Source organism: Candidatus Methanoperedens nitratireducens (assembly GCF_000685155.1).
Lineage (GTDB): Archaea > Halobacteriota > Methanosarcinia > Methanosarcinales > Methanoperedenaceae > Methanoperedens > Methanoperedens nitratireducens.
In genome coordinates, this window is record NZ_JMIY01000007.1 from 156748 (window position 1) to 174541 (window position 17794).

Here is a 17794-nt window from a genome sequence, read left to right on the forward strand (position 1 = left end):
TTACTATAGAGACTGCAACAATTCTATATCTCCACCGATATTCCATTTAAACAGATACGAGCCTGTCTCATCGATATAAACAAAGGTATCATGAGTGTAATCCTTTTCCTTCACCCATGAGCCTGAGTTCACGAAAAGCATCTCGTGCTCCTTGCCTTTTGAATTGAATTTATGCTGGTGTATCTCAGGTACGTGTGTGTGCCCAAAGACGAAGTTTACATCCTCTCCAGTCATATCTTTATCAAAATCGTAATATTTCTCTTTAATTATTGTCTCTACATCCATGTACTTTGGCTTATCAGTAAATAATACCTTGATATTTGCCCATACTTTATCCTGTAAGTATGTGAAAAGCCTCGGGATTGATAACAGAAATGTAACAACAGAAAATGCTAAAACCATATCATTTCTCCATACGATGTATATGCCACTTAAGATAGCAAATAACGCCACTATGGACCACCCGTTTGGCTGGAAAATCCTTGAGAATGCATTTGATATTTTAGCAATACGTGTTGGGATGCTTGCTAAACGTCCAACCGAAATAAATAACTTGTCGAATTGCTGTCCATGAAGGAAAAAGTATTTTCTCTTTCCAACCTGCAAGAATCCTTTTTCTTTATCATGCGGATCTTCAGGATAATGTCGATCTATTATTGTAAAATCTGATTTAGTCATGAAGCTGTTCTTTTTAATGACCGAGCTACCATTTGATTTGATTTCTTCCAGATACTCCGAGATATCTTCATCATGATTGCCCAGCACGAATATCTTCTCGCATCCCAGGCTGACGAGTTTTCCGAACGGTTCAATAGCTCGCTGGGCTGTATATTTCATATTATTATCCTCCGGGCTCCATAGTTCCAGGATATCTCCAAGCAATATGAGTTTTTCAGGAGGACTTAATTGGATCTCATTTCCGTTTGATTTAATGTTCCTGACGCCATCTTTTTCTAGTGCTGCTATCCAGTCTATGAATTTTGAGAAATGTTCATGGTTGGATGATTCATCGCCAAGATGAACATCAGATACTACCATAATACTCATTATTACCACCAGGAACAGTCTATATAACTTTTAATATATATACTTTCGCAATGAAAAGACTTTCAGTGAGGGAATCGCTACTATAGAGAGATAGACCAAATATAGCTAAAGATTTAAAAATTTAAAAACTAATCCGTTTTAGTGAGCTTCAATATAGCTTCAGCGATATCCCCTTTTGTTTCCTTGAGTGCGTTTCTGGCATCATTCTCACTTGAGCTTGTCTGCTCCATCACAAGCTTGATATCATCTTCAGGGATCTTTATCTCGCGTGCCACTTCCTGGGGTGTTCCGACAATCTGATAGGTCTTCATTCCCCTCGCATCCATTATTGTAACTTCGGCATCCTTGAATATTATATCCTTCTCAGGCGTACGGATGATCACTTCTTCTACATTCTCTATCTCATTGATATCAATCCCCATCTGCTTCATCATCGAAGCCATCTTGCGGGGATTCATACCCCGGCCAAGACCAGGAAACATCTAGATCACCCGCAACTGCTGCATCCTGAGCCGCACCGTAGATTAGGATTGTTTATTATGAAACCCTTTCCGTAGTCATTATCAATATAATCAATTCTCAGTTCGTCGATATCATCCTGGAGATCTCTGTCAAAGAATAGCTTTATTCCATTACTCTCCAGTACAGTATCTTCGGTCTTTGGGGATTTCTCAAGAGAAAGACCATACTGTATTCCGCTGCAGCTCATCCCGGCTGCGAATACACGTAACCCGTGGTCGCTCTTCTTCTCTCTTTCAAGTAATTGTTTCAACTCTGCTGCCGCAGTATCTGTAATCTCTATCATTTGTATTTCCTCAAGTTCTCTGTCTTATAGGTATATGGTAGCTAAAATGCCATAATATGATAAATACATACCGCCATGAGAACAAGGAGTAAGGTTTATCCCGATCCAGAAGGATTTAATAACGTTTAAATTAATTATAATTGAGAAAAGTATATATATTAGTAAAGAAAGTTTTAAATAAGGTGATACGATGGAGGCACTTAAACTTAGAATAAAAAGGCGCCTTGAGGTATACCTGGAGCTTGATATCGATGGTGTCAGGAAATTTATAATAAACGTATTGCTGAAACTAAAGAAAGTAACTGTAGACCAGCTTTATCGTGAACTCAATATGAGATTCAAGATCTCATATAGTGCAGTAGCTTCAATGCTGGGTTACATCCACTCAAAACTCGGGATTCTCCATGCCTGCAAGGAATCATATAAAACACCTACGGTATATTCATTAAAAGAAGAGTACATAGAAATAATTAAAAACGCATTGAATAAAAACGCTGCTATCAACACATCATAACATAAATCTCATTATTTAATCCAACAATATGCTTGGTTATTTTTTTTATCAAGCTGTTTTTTTCTCAGGCTCAGAACCATAGCTTCTTCTATCAAGCAGTAGCACCCTCGGCCGCACCTGCGGTTAATTGTTCAAGTTCTAAAATTCTCTGCCTCAGGGCCATTATTATAGGTTCGTTATCCTGATATGCTAAATCCTCAGCGCATACAGGACAGATAAACTCAAGCTCAGCCGCCTCTTCAAAAAGAAAACGCTCGCACTGGTTCTTGCATGTGTAAAATACCTTACCTTCCTCAAACTCAAGCCTGGCCTTAAGATTTCTTAAAATTTTTTTGGCCTCAATCTCAAGCTGGCGTGGCAGGTTGCTCATGTCAAGCCTCCACAGATATGTAAGCCAGCCGCTGTCAGTATCCCTTACCCTTCGATATGAAGCAAGCCTGTTCTCATATAATATGAACAGCGTCCTCCTGACAATATTCAATAAAACGCCCGTCACCTCTGCTATCTTCTCATCTGTGACCTCTCCTTCTGGCATCTTCTGCACAACTTTGAAACCTTCTTCACCAACAAGATTTATGAAATAACCTCTGACAACAGGATCATTTAAATCAACCAAAAATCATCACCACTATATTCTTGCATTTATATGACTTTAAACTTCCGTCATAATCTTAATATCATGTGCGTATCGTTTCACCTTTTCTAAAACTCCCTCGCGTATTTTGCCTGTTTCAAGCACTGTAGCTATGGGTTCATCAGGCTGGACAACCCATCCAGGTTGAGGGATATCTGCAGCATGTTTATTATCCATATACTTAATAAGCCTATCTGAGAGTTTTTGATATATAATTGTTTTCTTATTTGCATACATAATGGCTTTTGCTGCAAAGCATACTGGCTCCCTTGATTCTGGAAGCTGGCCTTCAAATGATCTGACATGGGCATCAAAAATATTCATTCCAGTAGAAAGCTCAACTGTATCAATACTTCCCTGGAAGCGCGGATTTACCTCAATAGCCACAACATCTTTTTCAGTCAAAAGGAAATCTACACCATTTGAACCTGATAGCCTGAATTCAAGTGCGATCTGTTTTGCATACTCTATCATCTCTTTATTGAATCCTGTGCTAAACGGTGTGATATTTCCGCAGTAAGCAAATGGCAATCTGGTAAGCCAGGGATTGCCTATCAATTGTTCGTTTAACGCAACGATTGCCACATCATCCCCCGTACCTATTAAAGAAGCACTGCAGGGTATACCATTCACGAATTCCTGGGCTATGAACTCGCCTGCATCGCTCCTTGCCTTAAACGAAGTTAACTCATCCTCATTTCTGACAATAGTGTTTTGTATGCCACCTGAGCCAGATCTTGGTTTTACCATCAGGGGGAATTTAAGCCCTGATGCCTTATCCAGTGGTTCGGTATCAGGATGTGGTATGCCCATTGATTTGAATCTCTTTGAAATGCTTAGTTTATCACTCACCTCTTCTATTATCTTCAGCCTGTTATTCAGTATATTTTTAAACTTGAGTCTCTCAAAACCCGGTCCCAGGATTATTGCATCGAATTCCCCAAAGGAATTAACAAGCTCAGGTATTCTATTCACATTATCCAAAAATTGAGCCTTATCTGCGCACCTGCGCATATCTACATCGCCAAATTGATCAAGGGCGTATACAGTGTACCCTGCTCTTTTGGCTGAGCACACAATCCCGCGTGTACTCTTGCCGATCACCAGGATCTTCATCTACTCTTTACCTCTTTCCCTGCCCTGCTCGGAGTGATCTTAAGCTCACCGCCCATGAAGTGTGTTTTTAAAGGATCTTTACCTGATGCTTTCTGCAGCCGATCAAGCACTATTGCAAGGGCGGCGACCTCTGAATGCGGCTGGTTCCCGACTGCAACATTCCAATCTGCCAGATCGTATATCTCAGGCGGGACTTTCTCGGCACCGACAACGATTAAAAGATCATGAGACAGGATTTCATGTGTCACATCAGGAAGGTTAATGCCGTACATAGTGAGATGCATCACTTTACCGCCTGTCTCTTTCCATTTCTTGACCTCGTTTTTCCAGTTCGTAATCCTTCTGACATAAAATGATCCTCCCCATCTTGCTGTTGCCTCATTCAGGCTTTTCTCAATTCCGGTATCATCAGAATCAAGAAGCATACCCTCTGCACCCAGAGCACGCGCAGTAAGACCTACATGGGTTGTTATTCTCTGATCTCTCTGGATGCGGTGGCCGAGTCTCAACACTACTATTCTCATAATTTATATATAAATTGTCTCTCCATTTACCGGAGCAGTTGAATCCACTCCTATTTCTTCCTTTATCCAGTTTGCAAAGCCCGCAGTATTATCCCCATGCACAGGTAGAACTGTTTCTGTACCATTATCACAGAATTTCTTTACAAGTTCTTTTAATTGTGTGTCGCCGCAGTGTGCGGAGAAATCATACAGTTCAATCCCGCAATTAAGGCGGATTATATCACCTCTATCCTCTATATATCCGCTCTCAAGCGCTCTTCTTCCGTTTGTCCCTTCGACCTGATAACCGGTGAGATGGATTTTTGACCTCGGGTCATTGTAGATCCTGCTGATATAATATAGTACAGGTCCGCCGTTTAGCATACCTGCGCTGGTCACAATTACCACCGGTTCCTGGATTATCTCCCTCCGCTCTTCTGGTTTTACAATATTTGAACCTGTGAATGCCTTTTCGAGTCTTTTAATGTCCCGTACAGAATCAGGTGACCTTTTTATCAGGTTGAAGACATCAACTCCCATGCCATCGACATAGGCATCAATCCCATGTTTTTTCAGAATCAGCATTATTTCCTGTGTCCTGCCTATGCTGAAGGCCGAGATCACAGCTTTTCCTCCGTTATCAATGGTTTCCTTAACAGATTCGATAAACCGCTCCTCAAGTATCTTCCTGGGTGTGTGGTTCCGGTCAAAATATGTACTCTCTATCAGCAGGATATCACTCTCTGGATGCTTTGCGTCTGCACCACTCTGAAGCTCTGTCTGTAGGGTATTTATATCTCCTGTGTAGAGCATGCTCTGTTCATCCTTCTCAAGATACACAGAGGAAGAGCCGGGAATATGCCCTGCATTATAAAGGCATGCCTGATAGCCATTTGTTTCAAATTCCTGCCTGTAATCCACTTTTTGGACCCGCCTTTCAAACTCCTGGATCTCCTCATTATAATATGGAACGATATGCCCTTTGCTCTCAGATATTCTGAGGGTATCCCTTGCCAGGAGTGCACAGAGCCTTGCAGTCATGGTCGTAGAATATATATCAGGTTCAAGATCCATGAGATTGGGCGCAAGTCCGCAGTGGTCAAGGTGCCCGTGAGAGAGTATCATGCTTCTTGGACGTAATCCGTTCAACGGATATACAGGTGGATCTGCTGGCTTAATGCCGTAATCGATTAGCAGTTCTTCATTTATAAGTATTGCAGATCTACCGACTTCCCCTGCTCCGCCTAAAAATCGTATGTTAATGTTATCGCCTCAGGTTATTTTATTATTTATAGTTAAGAACATTTTGACTATAATCACCAATTGTTACGATACAATATAAAATCATATTACAGATTTATCAGAATATGCTGATAATTCAGAAAAGCTTAAATATTCTGATGAACGTTACTGAATTAGTGAATTAGATGAAACTGACCGAAAAAGATGGAAATATGTCATGCTGCACACCGACAGATTTCGGGATAGGCTGCTGTAAAGTCGAATCTATAATAAGCGTGGATGAGCGGGGACAGATGGTGCTTCCCAAGGAGATAAGAGACAGGGCAGATATCCGCGCGGGAGATAAGCTGGCTGTTATAAGCTGGGAGAAGGACGGTAAAGTATGCTGTATCTCTTTAATTAAGACTGAGAGTTTTGCAGAGATGATAAAGGACATACTTGGCCCTATGATGAAAGAGATTATACAAGAATAAGAGGAGGTATATATATGGAACAAGAAACTGTAAAGAGAGTAGTAAGGGAAGGCTATGCTAAAATAGCCAGAAAGGAAAGTTCATGCTGTGCCCCTGCAACTGCCTGTTACGGAAGTACCGGGTCAGCAGCGGGTATCAGCAAGAGAATAGGGTACAGGGATGATGAGCTTAGCTCTGTGCCCGAAGGCGCAAATCTCGGCCTTGGGTGCGGGAATCCTGTTGCTGTGGCATCGCTAAAGAGAGGGGAAACTGTACTTGATCTTGGTTCAGGTGCTGGTTTTGACTGTTTCCTTGCTGCAAACAGGGTTGGCATGGAAGGGAAAGTCATCGGCGTGGATATGACACCTGAGATGATTGAGAGGGCAAGAGAGAATGCAAGAAAAGGCAATTACGGAAATGTAGAGTTCAGGCTTGGGGAGATCGAGAATATACCTGCTGCGGATAGTTCTGTTGATGTGATCATCTCAAACTGTGTTATTAACCTTGCACCCGATAAAGGACGGGTTTTTAAAGAGGCATTCAGGGTACTTAAGCCAGGTGGAAGACTTATGATTTCAGATATGGTTCTGCTAAAAGAGCTTCCTGAGGGCATAAAAAATTCCGTTGAGGCTTATATCGGCTGCCTCTCAGGTGCCATAATGAAGGATGAGTACCTGGAAGCAATAAAAAGTGCAGGCTTTGGGGATGTCAAAATAATTGACGAAGTACATTATCCTGTCGAATTGATGGCTAACGATCCGACTGCAAAGGCTATTATTGACAATTTTAATGTTCCGATTGAGACAATAAATGAGATCAGTGAGTCGGTTATCAGCATAAAGGTTCAGGGAATAAAATAGAAAAAGAACATGGAGGGGAAAGCTTAGAAATTATTATTCACTTTTTCACTGGTATCGTGAAGTAGAATTTTGAACCCTTACCTACCTCGGATTCAGCCCATATCCTGCCGCCGTGCCGCTCTACAATCCTCCTGCAAATGGCAAGACCTATGCCTGTACCAGGGTATTTGTTTGCAGCGTGCTCGCGCTGGAATAGCTGGAAAAGACTTCCGAAGAACTCAGGAGCTATACCTATTCCGTTATCTTGTACAGAGAAAAACCATTCATTTCCCTTTCTCCGGGCAGAAACATGAACACGGGGCGGCTCCTCCCTCCTGAATTTGATACCGTTACTTATTAGATTTTGAAGCAACTGAGCCACTTGTGAATCATCAGCCATAACAGTGGGCAGAGGGTCATGCGTAACTTGAGCTTTATTTTCCTCAATTGTTATCATCAGATTAGCAACTGCCTGGTCAAAGATATCTTCAAAGTTTGTGGGCTCAAACGGCTTGCCGCGCGTTCCAACCCTCGAGTACGCCAGCAGATCCTCGATCATCCTCTGCATCCGTGCGGCTCCATCCACAATATAAGCAATGAACTCATCAGCACTCCTATCAAGCCTGCCTTTGTATCGCCTCTCCAGAAGTTTGGTGAAGCCAGATATCATGCGCAGCGGCTCCTGAAGGTCATGGGAGGCTACGTATGCGAATTGCTCAAGTTCGGCATTCGAGCGGGCAAGCTCCGCCGTCCATCGCTCGCGCTCCTCCTCTGCTCGCTTGCGCTCTGTGATATCTTCTCCTGAACTGAGGATACTAGTGATATTGCCTGCTTCATCCCTCAATACAGTATTATGCCATGCAATCATTCTTTCCTTACCACTCCTGGTCAGAACAGGGTTTTCAAAAAATTCAACAGGTTCAATTTCCCCTGCCATCAACTTTGTAAAAACTACCTCTACCTCATACCTGACTCTCTCTGGAAGAAAAGTTTCAAACCAGTTTTTACCAATAATCTCGTGCTCATTATACCTTAAGATCTCGCAGCACTTTCTATTTACAAGTACGACTTTTTGATCTGCACCTATAATTACGACCATAACCCCTGCAACATCCAGATACTTCTGCGCCTTATCCCTCTCTCTTCGCAGCGCCTCATTGGTTCTTGAAAGTTCAGAGGTGCGTTCCTGAACCCGCATCTCCAGATCATCGTATGCTCTGCGCAGCGCCTCCTCTGCCCGCTTGCGCTCTGTGATATCCCGCGCAATTGTTGAGGCACCTATAATCCTGCCAGTTGAATCCTTGATCGGGGAAATGGTTAGAGATATATCGATTTTTTTGCCGTCTTTTCTCATACGCACGGTTTCATAGTGCTCAATGCGCTGCCCCTGCCTTATTCTTTTAAGAATCTGGGAGATATCATCTGGATAGCCTGGTGGAACGAGGATAGAGATAGAGTGACCTGTGACCTCATTGGCTGAATAGCCATATATCTTCTGTGCGCCCATGTTCCAGCTCAAAATGGTGCCATCCAGTGTCTTACCGATAATCGCATCATCTGAGGATTCTATAATTGATGCCAGAAAAGCAAGTTTTTCTTCATTAAATTGTTCTGATTTTACATTAATATCTTCCATTACTCTAATCCAGTACTCCATCTCAATACTTATTTATGTTCTATAGAGCTCGATTTTAACGGGTACTTAATGAACGCCATTGCATATATATATGAAGTATATGTAGAAGGATGTGGATTGTGATGTTTGAAGGAATTAAGAATATAGTAATTCTATCGTTTATTCCTCATTTCCCTGCCCTGAGCCTCTTAACTTCCTCTCCTCCGGGTATTCTCAGTACAAAACTTCCATGGCAGGGCTTAACATACGGCATGATAATATCATCGTTCTCCACTGCAATCGGGATAGGCGGGATTCCTATTAAATAATTACCGAAAATCATGTAGCCAGCAGGCACATAAAAGATTTCCTTAAAATTTTTCTTTATATAATCCGCGCATTCCTTAAAAGAACTGCTGGGGAGCAGTATCTCGTAATTCATCTCATCAATGCAGCCCATGACCTCACCTCGTCTATCTTTGCCCGAATAGGCGCGGGATTATGCACAGCCTTTGCAGCTATTATTATTGAATCTCCGCCTGCCTCTATAAGCGGTTCGATCTCCTTTCCGAAGATAACGGCGACCGTTCTTGCAGTTGAGAGAGCCTTTACTGTGGCAAGGTATGCAATGCCGCTATCGCTGTGTATGAAGGCAAAGCATATATCAAAATCCATTCTCTTCTGGGCCAGCTCTCCTATGCACCTGTCAATATCCATTACCTTCTTAATGTAGTGTCTTTCAGGATCAGAGTTCAAAAGCAGGCTGATAGCTGCTCTATTTCCTGCTGCTGTCACATCAAAATCCTCCCTGTTCAATCTGCTGGCAAGGTATAGCGCAGCCGCTGTCTGGACTGGCAGCTCAGGACATCCCATCAGTAGAAGTGCTCTCAGGTCTTATCCCACCTTTTGATCTTTTATGGTATTCGATACGCTTGCCCAGGACACATCCTCCTCCCCTTATTCCTCCTATAGGATTTCCAGGAACGCCCATCGAGTTCATGCAACGTGCCATTACAGCCGCTCCCCTGGCAAGCCCATCATCCACAAACACGACATAACTTCCTGGTTCCTTGTATATCCCGAGTTTCTCTATTGCCCTCAGTATCAGATACGGCTTACAGCCAGTGATAGCCGCCCTGCCTGTAAGCCCGATGGATGTCTTCTCAGAGATAAGTCTGTTATCGATGCCCAGCTTTACAAGACGCCCTACCATAAGGGCAGAGACAAGGTCAAGAGTGGCAAATAATATCTTAAGACCGTGTTTTGAGTAGATCTCAGCACCGATATCGGTCAACTTCGGCATAAGGCTTCCATTCACGCCCACATCGCATCCTATAAGGGTAACGCCGATATTCTTTGCAGCAGCGGGACTAACAGGTACGCTTCCGTATCTGTCCCTGTCCTCCGGCACGATCTCAATAGATATAAGTGAATTAATAGCCTGCGCGTAGTTCTTAATGGCGTTGCTTTTTAAGAGCCATACCATGGGCTCCTTGCTGTTGTTAAATAGATCAAGTGCTGCTCCGAACCTTTTATCAACAAGCCCTGTGCCTTTTATTATAGCATCAGGGATCGCACCTGCATAGCCGCACAGGTTGCCGATCGTCTTTGCATACGGTATTTCATCATTGGTGATCCGCCCTTTAAGGGTTGTCCCGAAGTCCATTGAAAAAACAGGGTTCCTGAAATCCACACCTGCCCATTTTGCCCCTTCTTTGATCCCGGCTGTTGAGAGCTCACCTTCCATCTCGTTCGCCACTATCTCAACGCCGGTAGAGCCAAGAGGAGGAAGCACACCGCCCACCGCACCTGAAAACATGATCTTTCCCAGAAGACTGTGAGATCGGAACTTCGCAGGCAGGTGATCAATCGACATAGCAGGCACCATCTTTTTTGGCGGGATGCCGGCAAGAAGGCAGCCGTCTGCCAGGGCTTTTATAAACTCTCCGACCTCATGCGGGGATGAGAAGCCTGCAACAACACCTGTAGACCTGACCGCAAAATCAAGATCTGTCCTGATATCGAGATTAACCTCCTCATGCGCTTCAACAAGAGTATCGCGAACAAGTTCTGCAATGGATTCCCTCGTGAGCGATACACCGCTTAAGGTGGTGCCAAAGATCCTCTCATTGGACCTTGGTTTCCTGATATCCCGGGTCATTTTCACCTTCTTGTTAACAAGCCATGTATGGCCGTCCTTCATATTCGTTGCAGTCAGGATGCATTTGGTTGTGGTATTCCCTACTTCTATGGATGCAACAAGGAAGAACGGAGCTATATCAGCAAGCCTGTAGAGATCTGCCTTCAGTTTGACAGGGGAAATGACAAGACTCTCAGATACCCTTGGTTTTGGGCCAAGTGAGTATCCCAGGATCAACTTTAGCGGGTTTACCAGGCTATGATTTCCGTTAACCATGTCAACAGACCTCTGCAAAAGATAATATCTTTTTAATATTTGCTCTTTCTGGGTGTAGCCCGCACCCTCCTACACCGTCCGCATTCCATTTCTGGAAAGCATTCGGTTCGCTTTTACGAATAATATTGTACGCGCCTTGAACATCTGCATTTATCAGGATTCCTTTAGCTGACCTGAATAAACCACGTTTGATTCGTTTTCCTATGTACCGGTCATGATGCTCTATGGATTCATTATCAAGGAATGAGCATTTGCTTGTATGTGATTCTTCCTGCATCTTAATTGTTATGCCTGCTTCTTCGGCTTTGTACTGAAGCATCTGGATTAATTTGTAGTAGGGAATCGAAACGAAATTCTGGTTGTTACGTTCGCCCAAATCACATTTTTGTTTCCAGTTGTCGTTATGACCTATTACTAATGTTCCTATGTTGTGAAGCTTGCAGTAGTTAATGACGTATCTGCTGATTTTATGCATCTGGTCATTGATTTTTAGGTTGCGTTTGAAATTAAGCCTGTCCATTCTGCTTCCGTGTTTTATTCCTTGTAAGTCGTAGATGCTCTGTAGTTCTGCTCTGCTTTTATTATAGAATTGATTTATTGATTTGATTCCAGTACCATCGTCCTTAATAACAATTGGTTGTTCACCAATGTTATTTCCTATGGTTACGATGTTAACTGTTCCAAGATCTATTCCCGCAATTCTATTTTCATTGTGTCTTCTTGCGTACCATCTCTTATTTATTTCACCTTCTTCGTTAAGTGTTTTATATACGATCTCACAAGTATAGCCAGTTCCTTTTGGGATAATACGAACTTCCCTTAAGTTCATATTATTCGGAAGTCTGGTTTTAATTGGATTTAGACTCAAATTTTTAGGGAATGTGAGATTTCCATCTTTAATTGATGCCTGTTGATTTGTAAAAATTAAAATTGTCTCGCCGTCTTTTGGTTTATATTTAGGTAATTTGACTTTGCCTAAAAACTTATCAGGATTTTTTGTCCTTTCTTTTATTCCTTCAAAAGTTCCTTTCCAGGATTTATCAATCAACCTTAATGTCTGTTGTGCTGATTGAGCATTGAGAGCTTTATAATTTTCTGAAGACTTTAGCTTTTTATCGAGCTCTCCATAACGAATCCATCTTCCATTAGCAAAGAATTCTTGACGAATAGTGTAATTTGCTTCATTCCATAAGTTCTTGGAGTAGTGGCACAGTTCAGAAAGTGTTTCGTTTGGATTAAGTTCTATATGTTCTGTTCTAATTACGTTCATCTATGCCAACCTCTAATTTCTTGTTCTGACGCTTGATGTACAGTTTCATAGAGTAGCAATGCAACAATGAAATTATCTCTTCAAATATCTCTTCCGAGTCGAGCTTTTTGTTACCGACTTCTGAAACTACTACTATTTCTGTGCCGTATCGTCTAAAAAGATGTGTGAATAGCTCAAATCCAACACGACTTAATCGATCTTTGTAAGCTATTATCACCTTTTCGATTTGTTGCCAAATGATATTATTCTTATATATGGTTATCGTTTTAATGAACTATATGCTTCTCCGGGTTTCGATGCCAATACCAACACCCTAAAAGCTTAAAAACCTAACTACCATAGAACATAATTAAAAATAGTATTTTGAACTATATACTATAAGTCGATGTCAGGATAGCATCATTTTTTATCCAGTTTCCACTGTATGCGGCGCAGTACACCCCGAAGGGTCTGGACCTCACGCCCGGTCAATTCAGCCCTGCCCAGTATTCTCTGCAGCATAAGCCTAGTCTTGTCCTTTTTATGCTCTTTATATTCGATATCTGATAGCACTTCATTCAGGTGCTCGTACAACAGCTCGATATCGAAACGGTCTGCCATGCAGGTATCACCGCTCCCAACATCGCTCAGTTCGTATAAAACAACAGCGGCTGCATGGGACAGATTCATGCTCGGATACTCCTGGTCTGTGGGTATGGTCACTATGATATCACAAAGCTCAAGTTCATCGTTCCTGAGCCCGTCATCCTCCCTTCCGAAGAGCAGTGATACAACCCCGCTTTTTCCTGAGAGCTTATCCCTGAGCTTGCGCGGGGACAGGGCAGGCATTCTTATGTGCCTGTTATCAGTCCTTCCTGGAAGTCCTGTCATGCCTACAACTATATTTGAACCCTCTATGGCTTCTTTAAGTGAACTTACTATCCTGGCGCTCTCTATTAGATCATAGGCATGCATGGCCATTAAACGCGCAGGCATATCAAGCTCGCATGGATTCAGGAGTATCAACTCATTAAAGCCGAAGTTCTTCATTACACGGGCTACTGAGCCAACGTTGCCGCTGTAGATCGGTTCAACAAGTATAACGCGAAAGCTAAGTTCCATTGTGACTCTTTTCATGTGCAGAGGACACATTAATTTTTGCTAGAATTATAAGACAAGAATTAAGTTCACAGGAACTGTATTAAGAGCATGGCCGTCTCAATAGCACTTGCAGGAAAACCAAACTCAGGAAAATCAACATTTTTTAAAGCCACCACTTTAGCGAATGTTGAGATTGCGAATTATCCATTCACCACTATCGATGCAAATCATGGCGTGGCGTATATAAGAACGACCTGTCCATGCGTGGGACTGAACCTCAAGTGCGGAAACTGCAGGGATGGCGTGCGGTTTGTGCCCATAGGAATGATAGATGTGGCAGGGCTTGTCCCTGAGGCACATAAGGGGCGCGGGCTTGGAAATGCCTTCCTTGATAACCTGAGGCAGGCAAAGGCGATAATACATGTAATAGATGCATCCGGCGGAACAGATATCGAGGGAAATCCCGTGTCTGTGGGTTCGCATGACCCGCTTGAGGATATAAAATTCCTGGAGCACGAAATAACGATGTGGATCTTCGGAATCCTGAAACGCAACTGGGATAGGCTATCACGCAAAATCCAGGCAGAGGGGCTCAAGCTTGAGGAGACAATCGCAGGGCAGCTTGAGGGCGCAGGGATTAGAGAATCCCATGTGAGAACAGCGCTTGCAAAATTGAAATTACCCCGCGATAAGCCTCACGTATGGACTGATGAACAGATCACTGAGCTTTCGGACATGCTCAGGGCTGAGAGCAAACCCCTCATTATTGCAGCAAATAAGATAGATATGGCTCCACAGCAGAATATCGAGCGCCTTGTAAAAGCCGGCGCAATCCCTGTCAGCGCCGCAGCCGAAGTTGCACTGCGCCTTGCTGATAAAAGCGGGGCGGTAAAATATATACCTGGAGATAATGATTTTATTGAATCACCAGACCTCTCAGATGCCCAGAGAGAAGCGCTTTTGAAGATACGTACCCTTATTAAGAAAAATAACGGAACAGGTATCCAGAGATGTGTCGATGAGACAGTATTCAGGCTTCTTGATCGTATAATCGTCTATCCTGTAGAGGATGAGAACAGGTTCACGGATAAGAGCGGAAGGATACTTCCAGATGCCTTCCTGTTAAAGAGAGGAAGCACCCCGAAGGACCTGGCTTTCATGGTCCATACCGATATAGGCAAGGGATTTCTCTATGCTGTGGATGCACGCACCAGGATGAGGCTTGGCGATAAATACGAATTGAAGAATGGGGATATCATAAAGATCGTGGCTGTGAAATAGACCAGAAGAACAGGGCTTACAGCCCTGCTCTCTGAACGATTACGTCGGCTACCTGTTTTGCGCTTCTAAAGGGGAAGTCGCTTGCTTTAAGCAGTTTTCCGGCCTCACCTGCTGTCATCTCAACATTGCCTGCCTTGCATGTTGTATTTGCTCCATCAGGAAAGGCTGCCAGGAGTTCTTCTGGCGTCCCTATCGGGAACTTTGCATCTGCAAGTGCCCCCGTGATCTGCGCATGTATCTCATCGCGGACAGTCATTCATATCACCTCATAACTCTATTGTTAAGTTATTAGTATATACTTATTCGTTATTAAAATGTACTTAGTACATTAATGTATACAAGAGTAACTTTCAGGGTCGTAATAGAGACTTGACTTTTAATCTAATCCTTCTCAACAAGCTCGGCTTTTATCACCCTCATAACCCCGTGGTCTCCCATCCAGATGTTCCCTGTCTCAAGCAGGTTGATCCTTTTTCTATAATACGGCGCATCAAGCACAAGCGTCTCGTACTCGCCTCCCTCTCCCATAATATGAACCCTGTACCTGCGATTAAGAGATTTTAGATCTTCCAGCATCGTCTCATCAAAGCGCCGCCCAAGCCATGATTCATCCATTCCTGCAGCCGCAACCTTGACTATCCTGATATCCATGCATTTAATCATCTCACCGAGCAGCCCGATAGGCTCCATGTGCCAGAGCGGTGCATACATCTTAAGGCCAAGCTCACTGCAGATGCGCCGCACGCGCGATGCCTGGTATTCGGATTCGATAGCCCCGACCGCAACGCCATCCACTTTCAAAGAGCGAAGTGCATCCTTCAGGTCATCGAGTTCCTTCTCTTTCTCACCTGAAGATGTCCTTGAGGTAAGAGGGATGCCGCATGCCTGTGATATCAAATCGGTAAGGTGGATATTTGCAGAGTGGAACATATAGGAGTCCTCACTCTCAGGTTTTATTGTAACAAGATCTGTTACAGTATGACCTTCCTGTAAGGCCCTGTATATTGCAAATGATGAGTCCTTGCCGCCTGAGATCAACGCAGCCAGTTTCATTTTTTTACCTTTTGCTTTATTTTCTCCCTTGTCTCTTTTGTCTCTTTTGGGCCTTCAAACTCCTCAACCTCAATAACATTGAGCGGAGTATTTTTTAATACCTTGCCTATTGTGGATTTTGCGATCCTTGCCGCATGCTCCTCGCTCTGGGCATCGTAGACCTTCATCTCAAGCAGGATGCCCACAAGTGCTGTACCTGCTGCCATGAATACGCTGTCAAAAGCTTCACCGCATGCAGGGCAGCTTGTAGCACCCACCTCGATATCTACGAAGTTCAAATCAGGATTTAGCAGTTTTCCTATCTCTGAGATTGCTATATTCATAGCATCATCAACGCTTTCAACATCCTTCACAAGCCAGGCGGCTTCTAATGTAACTCTATAATTTCCCATTTGATTATTCCTCTTTTAAATAGTAACCGCATTTAAAAGTACATGTTTATTTTTACTAAAGAATAGTTCTAAAGACTTCATATTTGACTATATAGGTTACAAAGATACTTAAGCATATAGAAAGTGCCCAGAGGCATATTAAAAGAACTTTAGACGAATTATATATAGTTTTAAGGTAATATTGCCCTGAATGGTGGTATAGCATGATTCCTAAATTTGCGTAATATACGAACGCCGATAAACCCAAATGGTTGTTATCTGCGTTTATCTGCGGTTTATTATATTTTATAAAGCATTTATGATTACATAAGAATCTGATTATGGGTGGAAGAATATTGTTGATCTAATTTAACAAAGAAAAAAAAGACATAAATTTTTATATCGTAAATAAATTTTCATCACTCGCTTTAAATACGCCGAGTTTTACGCCCGCATCCAGCCATGCATGACCATAACTGAAGCAGGCAAGTGCGTTTACCATATCCCCCTGCTCAATGAAATATACGCCATCATCATAATAAGAGCTTGCCATACTGGAAAAATCATCCGCAACTCTTATCAGATGGGATTTTTCCTGTGGTGCGATCTCAAATGCCGAGAGTGCTTTACGTAACAGGCTCTCATATCTCTTTACTTTCTCTTCAAGAACAGCAGGTTGTTTCATTAAATCATATTATCGTGGCACAGATATGTAAAGATTACTGTAATATTAATCACAGAGAGTTTTTAAAAGGAGGTAGAGGATTACAAGATTTTATGGATAGGAAATCTTGAAAATAATTATTCCTCTACGGACAGTCACCATATTTTAATATATATTAACAGTTTTCCAGAAAGATACCCAAATTATACCCAAATTATATTCTCCAAAAGTTTTTAATAACGCCTGGATGTACTCAGTACATGGATTATCGAAAGGGCTCAATAGGTCGTGTATTTGTTGTAAGGGTTGATCACGGTGAAGACCTGCTTGCTGAATTATCAGGACTGGCTCTCAAAGAGGATATAAGATCTGCATTTTTTATAATACTCGGAGCAATGGGGAGAGCAGAATTAGTCACAGGACCGCAAGAGAAAGTAGTGCCCCCTGCTGTTGTGTGGTCTGCATTCGATGATGTGCGTGAGATCCTTGGAGCAGGCAATATCTTCCGGGAAAAAGGTGCGCCCAGGATACATCTTCATGCGGCTGCGGGCAGCAGTAAAGAGATTACGATGGGCTGCATCAGGAAAACGGCGCAGGCATTCATGGTGCTTGAGATATTCATAATGGAGATAGATATTCAGGCTGAAAGGGTATTCAGCGAGAAGATAGGATTCTCACCGGTAACATTTTAATAAAGCAAGCCCCGGGAGGGATTTGAACCCTCGACCTAGAGATTACAAATCTCTCGCTCTGCCAGGCTGAGCCACCGAGGCCTGAGGAAAATACTTCTCTATTTAAGGTTTGATTTAGATTTAAAAGCTTCGGTAATTACAGTACTTCCGATCGGTCGTAGTTCCGAATAGTATCCTGAATCATATTTGTGCTAAGCGAT

Annotated in this window: 22 protein-coding genes, 1 tRNA gene and 1 pseudogene; 5 read left to right on the top strand and 19 right to left on the bottom strand. The window is 42.8% G+C overall.

What is annotated here, in order from left to right; translation table 11 throughout:
- Positions 1–3: 3 nt before the first annotated feature.
- The 3 genes from ANME2D_RS12740 to ANME2D_RS12750 all read right to left on the bottom strand — a co-directional run bounded on the left by ANME2D_RS12740 (position 4) and on the right by ANME2D_RS12750 (position 1852).
- Entirely contained in the window at positions 4–1047 is a 1044-nt protein-coding gene (locus ANME2D_RS12740; protein WP_048092397.1) for a metallophosphoesterase, read from the bottom strand.
- Between the two features lie 128 nt (positions 1048–1175).
- Positions 1176–1529: a nascent polypeptide-associated complex protein gene (locus ANME2D_RS12745; protein ID WP_048092398.1), complete on the bottom strand. Its 354-nt coding sequence runs from the start codon at positions 1527–1529 to the stop codon at positions 1176–1178.
- Between the two features lie 5 nt (positions 1530–1534).
- Positions 1535–1852 (bottom strand): HesB/IscA family protein, encoded by a 318-nt coding sequence (locus ANME2D_RS12750; protein WP_048092405.1) that lies wholly within the window; start codon positions 1850–1852, stop codon positions 1535–1537.
- A gap of 190 nt (positions 1853–2042) precedes the next feature.
- Between ANME2D_RS12750 and ANME2D_RS12755 the strand changes: the two genes are divergently transcribed.
- On the top strand, positions 2043–2366 hold the full coding sequence (locus tag ANME2D_RS12755; protein ID WP_048092408.1) for a DUF2551 domain-containing protein: 324 nt from the start codon (positions 2043–2045) through the stop codon (positions 2364–2366).
- Between the two features lie 91 nt (positions 2367–2457).
- Here the strand turns inward: ANME2D_RS12755 and ANME2D_RS12760 are convergent, their stop codons facing one another.
- From ANME2D_RS12760 to ANME2D_RS12775, 4 genes are read right to left on the bottom strand one after another with little or no spacing between them, the layout of a single operon-like run.
- Complete coding sequence (locus ANME2D_RS12760) at positions 2458–2982, bottom strand: transcription factor (RefSeq protein WP_048092411.1); 525 nt, start codon at positions 2980–2982, stop codon at positions 2458–2460.
- A 36-nt stretch (positions 2983–3018) separates the two neighbouring features.
- Positions 3019–4116, bottom strand: coding sequence for an ATP-grasp domain-containing protein (locus tag ANME2D_RS12765; RefSeq protein WP_048092418.1), 1098 nt, complete (start codon positions 4114–4116; stop codon positions 3019–3021).
- The gene (locus ANME2D_RS12770; RefSeq protein ID WP_048092421.1) at positions 4113–4643 is read right to left on the bottom strand and encodes a tRNA (cytidine(56)-2'-O)-methyltransferase; all 531 of its coding nucleotides are present in this window, start codon (positions 4641–4643) and stop codon (positions 4113–4115) included. Before ANME2D_RS12770 ends, ANME2D_RS12765 begins: the two co-directional genes overlap by 4 nt.
- A complete protein-coding gene (locus ANME2D_RS12775; RefSeq protein WP_048092423.1) occupies positions 4644–5882 on the bottom strand; it encodes an MBL fold metallo-hydrolase in 1239 nt (412 codons plus the stop codon). It abuts the gene before it with no gap.
- Between the two features lie 164 nt (positions 5883–6046).
- On the opposite strand from ANME2D_RS12775, the gene hgcC reads away from it, so the two are divergent.
- Both hgcC and ANME2D_RS12785 read left to right on the top strand, forming a co-directional pair.
- Positions 6047–6334 (top strand): HgcAB-associated protein HgcC, encoded by a 288-nt coding sequence (gene hgcC, locus ANME2D_RS12780; protein ID WP_241763372.1) that lies wholly within the window; start codon positions 6047–6049, stop codon positions 6332–6334.
- Positions 6335–6348: 14 nt separating this feature from the next.
- The gene (locus tag ANME2D_RS12785) at positions 6349–7173 is read left to right on the top strand and encodes an arsenite methyltransferase (protein ID WP_048092425.1); all 825 of its coding nucleotides are present in this window, start codon (positions 6349–6351) and stop codon (positions 7171–7173) included.
- A gap of 37 nt (positions 7174–7210) precedes the next feature.
- On the opposite strand, the gene ANME2D_RS12790 is transcribed toward ANME2D_RS12785, so the two are convergent.
- The 7 genes and pseudogenes from ANME2D_RS12790 to ANME2D_RS12815 form a co-directional block, all read right to left on the bottom strand.
- Positions 7211–8809, bottom strand: a complete 1599-nt coding sequence (locus ANME2D_RS12790; protein WP_081810280.1) for a PAS domain S-box protein — start codon at positions 8807–8809, stop codon at positions 7211–7213.
- A gap of 145 nt (positions 8810–8954) precedes the next feature.
- Positions 8955–9227: a DUF1894 domain-containing protein gene (locus ANME2D_RS12795; RefSeq protein WP_048092431.1), complete on the bottom strand. Its 273-nt coding sequence runs from the start codon at positions 9225–9227 to the stop codon at positions 8955–8957.
- On the bottom strand, positions 9206–9640 hold the full coding sequence (locus ANME2D_RS12800; protein WP_048092433.1) for a DUF1890 domain-containing protein: 435 nt from the start codon (positions 9638–9640) through the stop codon (positions 9206–9208). The genes ANME2D_RS12795 and ANME2D_RS12800 overlap by 22 nt, the downstream gene beginning before the upstream one ends.
- Complete coding sequence (locus ANME2D_RS12805; protein WP_081810281.1) at positions 9627–11183, bottom strand: methanogenesis marker 14 protein; 1557 nt, start codon at positions 11181–11183, stop codon at positions 9627–9629. Before ANME2D_RS12805 ends, ANME2D_RS12800 begins: the two co-directional genes overlap by 14 nt.
- A gap of 1 nt (position 11184) precedes the next feature.
- Complete coding sequence (locus ANME2D_RS12810; protein WP_048092435.1) at positions 11185–12453, bottom strand: RNA-guided endonuclease InsQ/TnpB family protein; 1269 nt, start codon at positions 12451–12453, stop codon at positions 11185–11187.
- Positions 12440–12685: pseudogene (locus ANME2D_RS17500) on the bottom strand (IS607 family transposase); the annotation flags it as partial. The gene ANME2D_RS12810 and the pseudogene ANME2D_RS17500, both read right to left, overlap by 14 nt.
- Positions 12686–12852: 167 nt before the next feature.
- Positions 12853–13569 carry an RNA methyltransferase gene (locus ANME2D_RS12815; protein WP_241763373.1) on the bottom strand — a complete coding sequence of 239 codons (717 nt, stop codon included), beginning with the start codon at positions 13567–13569 and terminating at the stop codon, positions 12853–12855.
- Between the two features lie 72 nt (positions 13570–13641).
- Here ANME2D_RS12815 and ANME2D_RS12820 point away from each other — a divergent pair, with 72 nt between their 5' ends.
- Positions 13642–14814, top strand: coding sequence for a redox-regulated ATPase YchF (locus ANME2D_RS12820; RefSeq protein WP_048092441.1), 1173 nt, complete (start codon positions 13642–13644; stop codon positions 14812–14814).
- A 16-nt stretch (positions 14815–14830) separates the two neighbouring features.
- Here the strand turns inward: ANME2D_RS12820 and ANME2D_RS12825 are convergent, their stop codons facing one another.
- From ANME2D_RS12825 to ANME2D_RS12840, 4 genes are all read right to left on the bottom strand, one after another.
- The gene (locus ANME2D_RS12825; protein WP_048092444.1) at positions 14831–15070 is read right to left on the bottom strand and encodes an MTH865 family protein; all 240 of its coding nucleotides are present in this window, start codon (positions 15068–15070) and stop codon (positions 14831–14833) included.
- 125 nt (positions 15071–15195) lie between these two features.
- Complete coding sequence (locus ANME2D_RS12830; protein WP_048092446.1) at positions 15196–15867, bottom strand: diphthine--ammonia ligase; 672 nt, start codon at positions 15865–15867, stop codon at positions 15196–15198.
- The gene (locus ANME2D_RS12835) at positions 15864–16259 is read right to left on the bottom strand and encodes a DUF555 domain-containing protein (protein ID WP_048092455.1); all 396 of its coding nucleotides are present in this window, start codon (positions 16257–16259) and stop codon (positions 15864–15866) included. The genes ANME2D_RS12830 and ANME2D_RS12835 overlap by 4 nt, the downstream gene beginning before the upstream one ends.
- A 376-nt stretch (positions 16260–16635) precedes the next feature.
- A complete protein-coding gene (locus tag ANME2D_RS12840) occupies positions 16636–16923 on the bottom strand; it encodes a DUF357 domain-containing protein (RefSeq protein WP_048092458.1) in 288 nt (95 codons plus the stop codon).
- Positions 16924–17162: 239 nt separating this feature from the next.
- On the opposite strand from ANME2D_RS12840, the gene ANME2D_RS12845 reads away from it, so the two are divergent.
- Positions 17163–17594 carry a PPC domain-containing DNA-binding protein gene (locus tag ANME2D_RS12845; RefSeq protein ID WP_048092461.1) on the top strand — a complete coding sequence of 144 codons (432 nt, stop codon included), beginning with the start codon at positions 17163–17165 and terminating at the stop codon, positions 17592–17594.
- A gap of 7 nt (positions 17595–17601) precedes the next feature.
- On the opposite strand, the gene ANME2D_RS12850 is transcribed toward ANME2D_RS12845, so the two are convergent.
- Positions 17602–17675, bottom strand: a tRNA-Thr gene (locus ANME2D_RS12850).
- Between the last annotated feature and the right edge of the window lie 119 nt (positions 17676–17794).